Annotated in this window: 14 protein-coding genes and 1 pseudogene; 10 read left to right on the top strand and 5 right to left on the bottom strand. The window is 73.3% G+C overall.

Features of this window, described 5'->3' with window-relative positions; genetic code table 11:
* Nucleotides 1-65: 65 nt before the first annotated feature.
* Complete coding sequence (locus AC07AW_RS19190) at nt 66-539, top strand: ATP-binding protein (RefSeq protein ID WP_478816658.1); 474 nt, start codon at nt 66-68, stop codon at nt 537-539.
* Here AC07AW_RS19190 and AC07AW_RS19185 read toward each other — a convergent pair.
* The 3 genes from AC07AW_RS19185 to AC07AW_RS19175 form a co-directional block, all read right to left on the bottom strand.
* Nucleotides 525-2,228: an ABC-F family ATP-binding cassette domain-containing protein gene (locus AC07AW_RS19185; RefSeq protein ID WP_478816657.1), complete on the bottom strand. Its 1,704-nt coding sequence runs from the start codon at nt 2,226-2,228 to the stop codon at nt 525-527. The genes AC07AW_RS19190 and AC07AW_RS19185 overlap by 15 nt on opposite strands.
* A 244-nt stretch (nt 2,229-2,472) precedes the next feature.
* Nucleotides 2,473-2,889, bottom strand: coding sequence for a spore wall synthesis regulator SsgD (gene ssgD / locus AC07AW_RS19180; RefSeq protein WP_478816656.1), 417 nt, complete (start codon nt 2,887-2,889; stop codon nt 2,473-2,475).
* 130 nt (nt 2,890-3,019) lie between these two features.
* Complete coding sequence (locus tag AC07AW_RS19175; protein WP_478816655.1) at nt 3,020-3,484, bottom strand: (4Fe-4S)-binding protein; 465 nt, start codon at nt 3,482-3,484, stop codon at nt 3,020-3,022.
* A 76-nt stretch (nt 3,485-3,560) separates the two neighbouring features.
* Between AC07AW_RS19175 and AC07AW_RS19170 the strand changes: the two genes are divergently transcribed.
* Complete coding sequence (locus tag AC07AW_RS19170; protein WP_478816654.1) at nt 3,561-4,646, top strand: WD40/YVTN/BNR-like repeat-containing protein; 1,086 nt, start codon at nt 3,561-3,563, stop codon at nt 4,644-4,646.
* On the opposite strand, the gene AC07AW_RS19165 is transcribed toward AC07AW_RS19170, so the two are convergent.
* Nucleotides 4,643-4,942, bottom strand: a complete 300-nt coding sequence (locus tag AC07AW_RS19165) for a YciI family protein (RefSeq protein ID WP_478816653.1) — start codon at nt 4,940-4,942, stop codon at nt 4,643-4,645. The genes AC07AW_RS19170 and AC07AW_RS19165 overlap by 4 nt on opposite strands.
* A gap of 166 nt (nt 4,943-5,108) precedes the next feature.
* Between AC07AW_RS19165 and AC07AW_RS19160 the strand changes: the two genes are divergently transcribed.
* The 5 genes and pseudogenes from AC07AW_RS19160 to AC07AW_RS19140 all read left to right on the top strand — a co-directional run.
* Nucleotides 5,109-5,642, top strand: coding sequence for a GlcG/HbpS family heme-binding protein (locus AC07AW_RS19160; protein ID WP_478816652.1), 534 nt, complete (start codon nt 5,109-5,111; stop codon nt 5,640-5,642).
* Between the two features lie 36 nt (nt 5,643-5,678).
* Nucleotides 5,679-6,374: an endonuclease V gene (locus AC07AW_RS19155; RefSeq protein WP_478816651.1), complete on the top strand. Its 696-nt coding sequence runs from the start codon at nt 5,679-5,681 to the stop codon at nt 6,372-6,374.
* Nucleotides 6,375-6,423: 49 nt separating this feature from the next.
* Entirely contained in the window at nt 6,424-6,558 is a 135-nt protein-coding gene (gene mmpA, locus AC07AW_RS19150) for a morphogenic membrane protein MmpA (protein ID WP_392156132.1), read from the top strand.
* Nucleotides 6,555-6,926, top strand: coding sequence for a VOC family protein (locus AC07AW_RS19145; RefSeq protein ID WP_478816650.1), 372 nt, complete (start codon nt 6,555-6,557; stop codon nt 6,924-6,926). The genes mmpA and AC07AW_RS19145 overlap by 4 nt, the downstream gene beginning before the upstream one ends.
* Nucleotides 6,927-6,980: 54 nt before the next feature.
* Nucleotides 6,981-7,277 (top strand): annotated as a pseudogene (locus AC07AW_RS19140) (DUF6191 domain-containing protein); the annotation flags it as partial.
* Between the two features lie 34 nt (nt 7,278-7,311).
* Here AC07AW_RS19140 and AC07AW_RS19135 read toward each other — a convergent pair.
* Nucleotides 7,312-8,517 carry a saccharopine dehydrogenase family protein gene (locus AC07AW_RS19135; RefSeq protein WP_478816649.1) on the bottom strand — a complete coding sequence of 402 codons (1,206 nt, stop codon included), beginning with the start codon at nt 8,515-8,517 and terminating at the stop codon, nt 7,312-7,314.
* A 293-nt stretch (nt 8,518-8,810) separates the two neighbouring features.
* Here AC07AW_RS19135 and AC07AW_RS19130 point away from each other — a divergent pair, with 293 nt between their 5' ends.
* Genes AC07AW_RS19130 through AC07AW_RS19120 form a run of 3 tightly spaced genes read left to right on the top strand, consistent with a single transcriptional unit; the run spans nt 8,811 to nt 12,365 of the window.
* The gene (locus AC07AW_RS19130) at nt 8,811-9,956 is read left to right on the top strand and encodes a CaiB/BaiF CoA transferase family protein (protein ID WP_478816648.1); all 1,146 of its coding nucleotides are present in this window, start codon (nt 8,811-8,813) and stop codon (nt 9,954-9,956) included.
* Nucleotides 9,953-11,104 carry an acyl-CoA dehydrogenase family protein gene (locus AC07AW_RS19125; RefSeq protein WP_478816647.1) on the top strand — a complete coding sequence of 384 codons (1,152 nt, stop codon included), beginning with the start codon at nt 9,953-9,955 and terminating at the stop codon, nt 11,102-11,104. Before AC07AW_RS19130 ends, AC07AW_RS19125 begins: the two co-directional genes overlap by 4 nt.
* A 46-nt stretch (nt 11,105-11,150) precedes the next feature.
* Nucleotides 11,151-12,365 carry an acetyl-CoA C-acetyltransferase gene (locus tag AC07AW_RS19120; RefSeq protein WP_478816646.1) on the top strand — a complete coding sequence of 405 codons (1,215 nt, stop codon included), beginning with the start codon at nt 11,151-11,153 and terminating at the stop codon, nt 12,363-12,365.
* Nucleotide 12,366 lies beyond the last annotated feature (1 nt).

Genomic DNA, 12,366 nt, shown 5'->3' with positions numbered 1-12,366 from the left:
TAGCGCAAGTCTCACACGGGGCTACGGTTTCCGTGTGCAGGTACCCCCCCCATGCACCAGGAAATGTGAGCAAATCGATGAAGGGCGCCCTGCGTTGCCTCCCGACCGCCGCCACGGCCGGGCCCATACCTCCCGCCACGGAGAACCTCAGCTACTCGATGCTGCTCCCCGGCGGCGCCTACTGCGCGGGACTCGCGCGGCAGGCGGTCCGCACGCTCCTCACCCGGCACGGTCTCTCCGAACTCTGCGAGACCGCCACCCTCGCCGCCTCCGAACTCGTCTCCGCCGCCTACCGGTTCACCCCCGACCGGGAGATGATCCTGCGCGTCCGCTGGCAGTTCGAGGCCCTGCGGATCGTCCTCTACGACCAGCACCCGGCCCATGCCTCGCCGCACGCGGCCGAGGAATGCCGCGACCGCCGCAGCCGCAGCATGTGGCTGCTGGCCGCGGCGGTCGACGCGCACGGCGGGGACTGGGGACTCGCCCCCGTCCTCACACCCGGCGGAGGCACCAAGTCCTGGGCCTTACTCCACCGCTAGGACCCGCTCCACCGCCGACCCGGTGCTCCCACCGGCGTCAGGCCTCCGGCGAGGGCTCGGGGCCGTCCCCCTGACCTCCTCCGCCGTCGTCGGCCGCAGCTCACCGTCGAGCAGCAGCCAGCGGGTGATCCCCAGTGACTCCAGGAACGCCACGTCGTGGCTCGCCACGATCAGCGCCCCCTCGTAGGCGTCGAGGGCCGCCGTCAGCTTCCGGACCGACGCCATGTCCAGGTTGTTCGTCGGCTCGTCCAGCATCAGCAGCTGCGGAGCCGGCTCCGCGAGGAGCAGCGCGGCCAGCGTCGCCCGGAACCGCTCCCCGCCCGAGAGCGTGCCGACGGGCTGATCCGCCCGCGCCCCCCGGAACAGGAACCGGGCGAGCCGGGCCCTGATCGTGTTCGGCGTCGCCGTGGGCGCGAAGCGGGCCACGTTGTCCACCACGCTCAGCCCGTCGTCGAGCACGTCGAGCCGCTGCGGCAGGAAGCGGAGCGGCACCCGCGCGTCCGTCTCGCCCGACAGCGGCTCCAGCTCGCCGGCGATCGTCCGGAGCAGCGTCGTCTTCCCGGCGCCGTTCCGCCCGACCAGGGCGATCCGCTCCGGGCCGCGCAGCTCGAACGCGCCGCCGACCCTGGCCCCGTACCGCAGCTCCAGGTCCCGCAGGTGCAGGACCTCGCGGCCCGGCGGCACCGAGGTGCGCGGCAGCTCGACCCTGATCTCGTCGTCGTCCCGTACCGCCTCCACGGCCGCGTCGAGCCGCTCCTTCGCCTCCGAGAGCCGCTCCGCGTGCAGGGTGCGCTGCTTGCCGGCCGTGACCTGCGCGTCCCTCTTGTTGCTGTTGGCGACGAGCTTCGACGCGACCCTGTTCTCGAAGCTCTTCTGCCCGTACCGCCTGCGCCGGGCCAACTTCATCTGGGTCTCGGACAGTTCGCGCTTCTGACGCTGCACGTCGGCCTCGGCGACCCGCACCATCCGCTCCGCCGCCTCCTGTTCCGCGGCGAGCGCCGTCTCGTAGGCGGACCAGTTGCCGCCGTACCAGGCGACCTCGCCGTCGCGGAGATCGGCGATCTGGTCGACCCGCTCCAGGAGTTCACGGTCGTGGCTGACCACGACCAGGACCCCGGACCACTTCTCCACCGCCTCGTACAGCCGGGCGCGGGCGTGCAGATCCAGATTGTTGGTGGGTTCGTCGAGCAGGAGTACGTCAGGTCGGGCGAGCAGCAGCGCGGCGAGGCGCAGCAGCACCGACTCGCCGCCCGAGATCTCGCCCACGGTCCGGTCGAGACCGACGTGGTCGAGACCGAGCTGGTCGAGGACGGCCCGGGCCCGCTCCTCCACGTCCCAGTCGTCGCCGATCGCGGTGAAGTGCTCCTCCGCGGGGTCGCCCGCCTCGATGGCGTGCAGGGCGACCCGCTCGGCGGCGATGCCGAGGATCTCGTCCACCGGCCGCGAGGTGTCCAGGACCAGGTTCTGCGGGAGGTAGCCGAGCTCGCCGGTGACCCGGACCTTGCCGTCCTGCGGGGTCAGTTCGCCCGCGAGCAGCTTCAGGAGCGTGGACTTGCCGGAGCCGTTGAGGCCGACGAGGCCGGTGCGGCCGGGGCCGACGGAGAGCCGGAAGTCGTCGAAGACCTCGGTGCCGTCGGGCCAGGAGAAGGAGAGCGAGGAACAGGTGAGGAAGGTGGGGTGATGCGCCATGGAGGCCTCCCGGTCGCGTAAGCAGGGAAAAGGGGCAACGCGAGAGACACCGGGGCGCGGGCAGTGTGGAGAACGGCTCGTACGCCGAGGTCGAGAACGGCACACGCGGCACAGGGGGCACGCGCGGCTCGGTGTCTCGCAACCTCAGACGAGCAACGTCCTTCTCCGATCGGGTGACGACAAGGTCAGGATCGACCGTACGCCCGGGACCGGAGGAGCGGCAAACGATTTAACGCGGATTGTCTTACGGGCGGTCGCGGAGCAGCTCCGCCAGGTCCTGGTCCCAGTCCAGGTACTGGTGCTCGCGCCCGGCCGGGACGAGGTGCTGCGAGCGCTCCAGGAAGCGGCGCAGTTCGGAGGTCCGCACGTGGACCATCGCCACGCCCTCCGGGGCGTGGAACTCGACCACGGTGCGGTCGTAGCCGTACGGACGCAGGCGCACGTCCCCGACGCCGGCGGGGCGCTCGACCCCCTGGACGAGGAGTTCCCGCGCGAAGGCCCAGGAGACCTCGACGCCCTCCAGGGTCGCCGGCGGCGGGAAGGCCATGCTCACGGCGTACGGATCCTCACGGTCGTACCGGAGGGTGGCGGGAACGGTCTCCATCCGGGGAACGGATGCGACCAGACGGGCTTGCACGGCCTGCTCGATGACGGCGGACAAGACCGGCTCCTCTCACGCGGGCTTCGGATCCTGTGCGTCTCCCCGACACCAGGGCACCTGACACCCCTCTAGACGAGCGGGAGGACCGGAACGTGCACTGGGCCCCCACGTGAGCTGTGTCACCGATGGGTCAGCGATTCTCCGGCACGTCGTCGTCCGGTTCCGCGCAGGGGCCCGAGTGGTCGCAGTACGGCTGGTTTCCCGAGGCTCCGCAGCCGCAGAGCATCACCCGGGTCTCGTGGCGGTCCCCGTGCGCGCCCGTCACGACGAGATCGCCGCGGACCACCAGCTGCCCGGACGGCGTGCGGCGCACCGTGGTGGGGGAGTCCGGGGGCTCGGGCACGGCGTCCTCGAGGCGGTGGTGGTACTGGAGCGCCCCGGACGGGCAGCGCCGGACGACCTCCGCGACCCGGTCCGGCTCGGCATCGTCCGGCAGCACCCACGGGCGCCGGGACAGGTCGAAGACCTCCGGCAGGCCGTGGACGCACTCCGCCGCGTGCAGACAGCGGCGCGGCTCGAACGTGACGGTGATGCCCTCGCCCTCGTACTCCTTGAGACGGGGCCGCTCCTCCGTCGTCCCTTCACCTTCCGTCATGCGATCCAGCCTAGGAACGCCCGGCCCGGGACGCACCCTGGACGGGGACCGGCCCGGGGCACTAGCTTCCGGCGCCATGACGTCCATGGGGAAGACGAGACGAATGATGTCGGTGGGGCTGATCGGGGCGGCGCTCGCGCTGACCCTGGCCGCCCCTGCGCGGGCCGGGGAGACCCCCACGGCAGCGGCCGGCTGGCAGCTGACACCGACCGGCACCGACGCCCGTTTCCGGGGGCTCGCGCCGGTCGACCGCAGGACCGCGTGGGCCGCCGGTTCGAAGGGCACGGTGCTGCGCACCACCGACGGCGGCCGGAGCTGGCGCAACGTATCGCCGGCCGGCACGGGCGACCTGGAGTTCCGCGACGTCGAGGCCTTCGACGCCCGCCGGGCCGTGGTACTCGCCATCGGGGAGGGCGAGGCCTCCCGGGTGCTGCGCACCGAGGACGGCGGCGCCACCTGGACCGAGTCCTTCCGCAACACCGACGCGCGGGCCTTCTACGACTGCATGACCTTCTTCGACCACCGGCACGGACTCGCCATGAGCGACCCGGTCGACGGGAAGTACCGCATCCTCTCCACCGGCGACGGCGGCCGCTCCTGGCAGGTCCTGCCGAGCGCCGGAATGCCCGACGCGCTCCCCGGCGAGGCCGCCTTCGCCGCGAGCGGCCAGTGCCTCGTGTCGGCCGGACCCCGCGACGTGTGGCTCGCGACGGGCGGCGGCGCCACCGCGCGCGTGCTGCACTCCGCGGACCGCGGACTCACCTGGACCGCCACGGAGACGCCGATCCCGGCCGGCGACCCGGCCCGCGGGGTCTTCGGACTCGCCTTCCGCGACCGTACGCACGGCATCGCCGTCGGCGGCGACTACCGCAAGGACCAGCCGTCCCCGCAGGCCGGCGCGGTCTCCACCGACGGCGGCCGCACCTGGCTCCCCGCCGCCACGCCGCCGCCCGCCTACCGCTCGGGCGTCGCCTGGCTCCCGCACAGCAGGACCGCCGCGCTCGCCGTCGGCCCGACCGGCACCGACCTCACCACCGACGGCGGCCGCACCTGGCGCACGGTCGACACCGGCTCGTACGACACGGTCGACTGCACCCCGGACGGCTCCTGCTGGGCCTCAGGGGAGAAGGGCCGCATCGCCCGGCTTGCCACCGAGGACTAGGAGGGCAGCTGCTCCCGGTACGCGGCGATCCCGTCGGCCGTCTTGGTCGCGTAGAACTCCGTGATCCGGTACACGCACACGCCCTCGACGCTGAACGGGTCGGCCGCCGCGATCCTCTCGATCTCCGCGCGGTCGACCCCGGCGGCCAGGATCACCCCGCCGTCCCGCGGGTTCTTCCGCCCCGACGCCAGGAACACGCCCTCGGCGTACTGCGCGTCCAGCCACTCGACGTGCGCGTCGAGCAGCGCGTCCACCCGCTCCACGGGCGCGGTGTAGGTCAATTCCAGTACGAACATGATCGCCAGGCTACCTGCCGCCGCCCGGCGCCCGTTCGGCGTACGACCGTTCCCGCAAAGGGTCAACCGGGCGCGGTGCCGACCCGGGAAACCCGCGCACGGCTGTTCCAATGATCGGCACCGGCGCTCCGGATCCCCCGGGGCCCCCTCCGGCCCAGGAGCCCCCGTGAAGCGTTCCCCCTCCCTGCGCACGCGCGTCGCCGTCGGCGCCTCCCTGATCGTCCTCGGCCTGGGCGCGGCGACCGCCGTGCCCGCGACGGCGGCGTCGGGCCCGGGCGAGGTGAAGGACAAGAACGTCGTCCAGACCGAGCACCTCACCGAGGAGGCCGCCCTCAGGGCCGCCCGCGTCGCGCTCGCCGCGGCCGAAGCCGACGGCCAGCACGTCAGCGTGGCCGTCGTCGACCGCAACGGCAACACCATCGTCGTCCTGCGGGGCGACGGTTCGGGCCCGCACACCTACGAGTCGTCCCAGCGCAAGGCGTACACCGCCGCGTCCTTCAACGCCCCGACCTCCGTCCTGGTCGGCCGCCTCCAGCAGAACCCGACCCTGGCCGACATCCCGGGCACCCTCTTCCTCGCCGGCGGGCTCCCGATCCACCACCACGGCGCCCCGATCGCCGGCATCGGCGTCGCGGGAGCCCCGAGCGGGCTCTCGGACGAGCAGTACGCGGCGGCGGGCATCGCGGCCATCAGCCACTGACCGCGCGCGGGCGCCCGCCGTAGGGTGGCCCGCATCATGACGATCATCGAGATTCCGGCGGGCTGGCCCGCCGACGAGAGCGCCGCCCGGGCCGTCCAGCGGGAGCTGCGCGGACGGCTCGTGCGCGACGAGGAGGGGCCCGCGGTCGGCGAGGGCCACGTCACCGGCCTCGACGTGGCCTACGACGACGAGCGGGACCTCGTCGCCGCCGCGGCCGTCGTGCTCGACGCGCGGACCCTGGACGTGGTGGAGGAGGCCACGGCGGTCGGCCGGGTCTCCTTCCCCTACGTCCCCGGCCTCCTCGCCTTCCGCGAGATCCCGACCGTGCTCGCCGCGCTCGACGCCCTCACCGCCGACCCGGGCCTCCTGGTCTGCGACGGCTACGGCCTCGCCCACCCCCGCCGCTTCGGGCTCGCCAGCCACCTCGGGGTGCTTACCGGACGGCCGTCCATCGGCGTCGCCAAGAACCCCTTCACCTTCACCTACGCCCAGCCCGGCCCCGCGCGCGGCGACGCCGCCCCGCTCCTGGCCGAGGGCGAGGAGGTGGGCCGGGCGCTGCGCACCCAGGCCGGCGTGAAGCCCGTGTTCGTCTCGGTCGGCCACCGCGTCTCCCTCGCCAACGCCTGCGCCCACACCCTCCATCTCGCCCCGCGCTACCGGATCCCGGAGACCACCCGGCACGCCGACTCCCTCTGCCGCAGGGCCCTCAAGGAAGCACTCGGGACCGTCTGAGTACGCGTACGGATACCGGTCCGCCGCCGGGCCCGGCAGAGTGGGGTTCATGACAACTCCCCTTTCCGCTCCGCCGCGTTCGACCGGGCGCGGCCTGACCCTGGTCCTCGCCGCCGCCGGAGTGCTCGCCCTGGCCTGGACCTGCGCCATCCTGTACGTCCTCACCAGCTGGACGCTCGGGTGATCGGGCGGCTGCGGTGCGTCGTCCTCGACTGCCCCGACGCCCTCGAACTCGCCGCCTTCTACCAGCGGTTGATCGGCGGCGAGGTCGAGAGACCCGACCCCCGCTGGGCCGTCGGCGAAGGCTCCGCCGTGCTGCGCGGCACGGACGGCCCGGTCCTCGCCTTCCAGGGGGTCGCCGACCATCTGCCGCCCGTCTGGGGCGCGCCCGAGCAGCAGTTCCTCCTCGACGTGCGGGTCGACGACCTGACCGCCGCGCACGAGGCCGTCCTCGCCCTCGGAGCCGTACCGCTCGACGGGGAGACCGGCGACGCCCTCTGGCGTGTCTACGCGGACCCGGCCGGCCACCCCTTCCGGCTCGTACGGCCCTGACCGACGGGACCGGTGAGGAGGGAACGTCCTCGCTCCGCCGCCCGTTGGGCGGGCATGGTGATGACGGTCGGCCTCATGGTCATGGCGGTGGTCGTCCTGCTGCCCTTCCTGCTCGGCGCGGCCCGGCACGTGGTGCTGCGGACGGGCCGGCCGAAGTGGGTGCGCCGTGTCATCGCCGCACGCGCCAAGGACACACCGACCGGCGCCGGCGCCACCGCCACCGACGAACTGCTCGCCTTCCTGAACGCGAACAAGCGCGTCCAGATCGAGCAGCGCGAGGAGGAGCGACTGATCCGCCACGACGTCCAGGACGGCGCCCCGCCCCGCACCGGCATCGACCTGGAGGCGGGCACCGCCGTGATCCGTCCCGGCGGACGGAGACCCGTCAGCCCCGGTGCGCCACCCGGAAGCGGATGCCCGCCGCCCGCAGGCGGGCGGTCAGGGCGTCGCCCATCGCCACCGCCGTCGTCACCTGGCCCGCGGTCTTCGGCAGGGGGTCGAAGGCCAGGCAGAGCGCCGACTCGGCGAGCATCCTCGCCGTCTCGTCGTAGCCCGGGTCGCCGCCCGAGACCTCGGTGAAGACCCGCCGTCCGCCGCCCTCGCCGACGAACCGGACCGAGAACCAGCTGCGGGCGCGCCGCTCGGCCGAGGGGCCCTCGCCCGCGGAGTAACGCCCCATCAGCCAGGAGCGGACCGGCGGGAGTTGGGCCGCCGCGACGCCCACGCCGACCGCGGCGGCGCCACCGAGGGCCATCGGGAGCGTCTTCACGGAGGCGTAGTGCCGGTAGCGGAAGTCCGGTCCGTACCGTTCGAGGGCCGCGGCCGACCGGGCCACGACCTGCGGGTCGAGCGTCGGCAGCGGCAGCGCCCAGGTGCCCGTCTCCCGGCTGAACCGAGGCCCGCCGAGCGGCGCGCGGGCCCGGCGGCCCACCAGGCGCGGCTCGTGCAGCCGCCGTTCGTGCGCGGCCCGCAGGATCTCCCGGCCCCGGCCGAACGCGGTCAGCGCCGAGGCGAAGGTGCCGCCGGAGAACGCGGCCCCGGCCCGGACGAAGCCGTCGACGCGCAGCGGTACGTCCTCCGGCAGCTGCCGGACGGTGAAGTACACGCCCAGGTCGTGCGGGACGGAGTCGAAGCCGCAGGCGTGCACGATCCGGGCACCGGTCTCGCGCGCCCGCGCGTCGTGCCGTACGAACATGAGGTCCACGAACTCGGCCTCGCCCGTCAGGTCCAGATAGTCCGTGCCCGCCTCCGCGCAGGCCGCGACCAGACCCTCGCCGTACCAGACGTACGGGCCGACCGTGGTCGCCACCACCCGCGTGGACTCGGCGAGTTCGCGCAGCGAGCCGGGATCGGCCGAGTCGGCGACGACCAGCGGCAGGCCGGCGAGGTGCGGACGCCCGGAGGCGAGCCGCTCCCGCAGGGCCTCCAGCCTGCCGAGGCTGCGCCCGGCGAGTGCCCACCGGCACTCCGCCGGGGCGTGCTCGGCCAGGTACTCCGCGGTGAGCTCGCCCACGAAGCCGGTCGCCCCGAAGAGCACCACGTCGTACGGTCTGGCTCCGGTCTCGCGTCCCACGCCCGCCCCTGTCTCCATCAAGACCCTCGTCTCGGCCGTACCGCGCCGCCGCGCGCGGTTGTCGTCGGCGGAGGATAGCGGAACCCGGGCACCGCTCCCTCCGGCCCCCAGGCGCGGCTCCCCCCGGGCCCCGGGCACCGCTCCCTCCGGCCCCCGGGCGCGGCTCCCCCTGAGCCCCGGGCACGGCTCCCTCCGGGCCCCGGCCCCGGAATTTCCAAGCGCTTGCTCGGCCGGGGGGCTTGTGCCGAGTGGAACACGTTCCTAGCATCTCCGGTGTTACATCATTGGTGTCACACACTCCTGGGGGCTCGATGAGCACGACGCACACCGCCCGCAACGGCCCGCTCACCGGGGTGCGTGTGGTCGAACTCGCCGGCATCGGCCCCGGCCCCTTCGCCGCCATGCTCCTCGCCGACCTCGGCGCCGACGTCGTCCGCGTCGACCGGCCCGGCGGCGCAGGCCTCGGCATCGACCCCGCCCGCGACCTCACCAACCGCAACAAGCGCTCCGTCCTCGTCGACCTCAAGGCTGAGGACGGCCCCGCCACCGTGCTCGACCTCGTCGAGCGGGCCGACATCCTGGTCGAGGGCTACCGGCCCGGCGTCGCCGAACGCCTCGGCGTCGGCCCCGAGGCCTGCCTCGCCCGCAACCCGCGCCTCGTCTACGGCCGGATGACCGGCTGGGGCCAGGACGGGCCACTCGCCCCCACCGCCGGACACGACATCGGGTACATCGCGATCACCGGCGCCCTCGGCATGATCGGCCCCGACCCGGACGGCCCGCCGACGATCCCCGCCAACCTCGTCGGCGACTACGCGGGCGGCTCCCTCTACCTCGTCATCGGCGTCCTCGCCGCCCTCCAGCACGCCCGGACGCACGGCGAGGGCCAGGTCGTCGACGCCGCCATCGTCGACGGCACCGCACACCTCACCACCATGATCCACGGCATGCTCGCGGCCGGCGGCTGGCAGGACCGCCGGGGCGTGAACCTGCTCGACGGCGGCTGCCCCTTCTACGGCGTGTACGAGACCTCCGACGGCGGCCACATGGCGGTGGGAGCCCTGGATGAGCAGTTCTACGCGGAGTTCGTCCGCCTCCTCGGCGTCGAGGACGTCGCCCCCGCCCGCCGTGACTTCGCCCGCTGGCCCGAGCTGCGCAAGGCCGTCGCCGACCGCTTCCGGAGCCGTACCCGCGAGGAGTGGACCGCCGTCTTCGACGGCTCCGACGCCTGCGTCGCCCCCGTCCTCTCGCTGCGGGAGGCGCCCTCGCACCCGCACTTGGCCGCCCGCGCCACCTTCGCCGAGCGGGACGGGATCGCCCAGCCCGCCCCCGCGCCCCGTTTCTCCGTCACCCCCGGCACCCTCCGCACGGGCCCCGCCCTGCCCGGTGCCGACACCGCAGAGGTCGCCCGCGACTGGGCCGTACCCACCCTGAAAACTCAGGAGCCCGAAGCATGAAGCGTCAGCTCTACACCGAGGACCACGAGGCCTTCCGCGCGACCGTGCGCACCTTCCTGGAGAAGGAGGTGCTGCCCCACTACGAGCAGTGGGAGAAGGACGGCATCGTCTCCCGCGAGGCATGGCTCGCCGCCGGTCGGCAGGGGCTCCTCGGGCTCGCCGTCGAGGAGGAGTACGGAGGCGGCGGCAACCCCGACTTCCGGTACGCCTCCGTCCTCGCCGAGGAGTTCACCAAGGCGGCCGCCCCCGGACTCGCCATCGGCCTGCACAACGACATCATCGGCCCCTACCTCACCAAGCTCGCCACCGACGAGCAGCGCCGTCGCTGGCTGCCCGGCTTCTGCTCCGGCGAGATCGTCACCGCCATCGCGATGACCGAGCCCGGCGCCGGCTCCGACCTCCAGGGCATCCGCACCACCGCCGAGGACCACGGCGACCACTGGATCCTCAACGGCTCCAAGACCTTCATCTCCAACGGCATCCTCGCCGACCTGGTGATCGTCGTCGCGAAGACCACCCCCGAGGGCGGCGCCCACGGCCTCTCCCTCCTCGTCGTCGAGCGCGGCACGGAGGGCTTCGAGCGCGGCCGGAACCTCGACAAGATCGGCCAGAAGTCCCAGGACACCGCCGAACTCTTCTTCAAGGACGTCCGCGTCCCCAAGGAGAACCTGCTCGGCGAGCTCAACGGCGCCTTCGTCCACCTCATGACCAATCTCGCCCAGGAGCGCCTCGCGATCGCCGTCGCGGGCATCGCCGGTGCCGAGCACCTCCTGGAGCTCACCACCCGCTACGTCAAGGAGCGCGAGGCCTTCGGCCGGCCGCTCGCCAAGCTCCAGCACGTGCGCTTCGAGATCGCGGAGATGGCCACCGAGTGCGCCGTCACCCGCACCTTCGTGGACCGCTGCATCGCCGAGCACGCCGACCCGACCGGCCTCGGACTCGACCCCGTCAACGCCTCCATGGCCAAGTGGTGGGCGACCGAGCTCCAGAAGCGGGTCGCCGACCGCTGTCTGCAACTGCACGGCGGGTACGGCTACATGAGCGAATTCCCGGTCGCCCGTGCCTTCACCGACGGCCGGATCCAGACCATCTACGGCGGGACGACGGAGATCATGAAGGAGATCATCGGCCGCTCCCTCCTCGGCTGACCCCGTCCCGCACCCCTCGAAGAACCCTCATCGCGAAAGGCTTCCCGTGAGCACCGAAGCGTACGTGTACGACGCGATCCGCACCCCGCGCGGACGCGGCAAGGCCAACGGCTCCCTGCACGGCACCAAGCCCATCGACCTGGTCGTCGGCCTCATCCGGGAGATCCAGGCCCGCAACCCCGGACTCGACCCGGCCGCCATCGACGACATCGTCCTCGGCGTCGTCGGCCCGGTCGGCGACCAGGGCTCCGACATCGCCCGGATCGCCGCCATCGCCGCCGGACTCCCCGACACCGTCGCGGGCGTCCAGGAGAACCGCTTCTGCGCCTCCGGCCTCGAAGCGGTCAACATGGCCGCGATGAAGGTCCGCTCCGGCTGGGAGGACCTCGTCCTCGCCGGCGGCGTCGAGTCCATGTCCCGCGTGCCGATGGCCTCCGACGGCGGCGCCTGGTTCGCCGACCCGATGACCAACATGGAGACCAACTTCGTCCCCCAGGGCATCGGCGCCGACCTCATCGCCACCCTCGAAGGCTTCAGCCGCCGCGACGTCGACGAGTACGCCGCCCTCTCCCAGGAGCGCGCCGCCGCCGCCGTCAAGGACGGCCGCTTCGCCCGCTCCGTCGTCCCCGTCAAGGACCGCGCCGGGCTCACCGTCCTCGACCACGACGAGTTCATCCGCCCCGGCACCACCGCCGACACCCTCGCCCGCCTCAAGCCCTCCTTCGCCGACATCGGCGAGCTCGGCGGCTTCGACGCGGTCGCCCTGCAGAAGTACCACTGGGTCGAGGAGATCAACCACGTCCACCACGCCGGCAACTCCTCCGGCATCGTCGACGGCGCCTCGCTCCTCGCCGTCGGCTCCAAGGAGGTCGGCGAGCGGTACGGGCTGACGCCCCGCGCCCGGATCGTCTCGGCCGCCGTCTCCGGCTCCGAGCCGACCATCATGCTCACCGGCCCCGCCCCGGCCACCCGCAAGGCCCTCGCCAAGGCCGGCCTCACCATCGACGACATCGATCTCGTCGAGATCAACGAGGCGTTCGCCGCCGTCGTCCTGCGCTTCGTCAAGGACATGGGCATCTCCCTGGACAAGGTCAACGTCAACGGCGGCGCCATCGCGCTCGGCCACCCGCTCGGCGCCACCGGCGGCATGATCCTCGGCACCCTCGTCGACGAGCTGGAGCGCCAGGACAAGCGCTACGGCCTCGCCACCCTCTGCGTGGGCGGCGGCATGGGCATCGCCACCGTCATCGAGCGCGTCTGAC

Source organism: Streptomyces sp. NPDC044003 (genome assembly GCF_056435185.1).
Note: the sequence above shows the minus strand (reverse complement) of the source record. Positions and strands in the feature narration are given on the sequence as shown.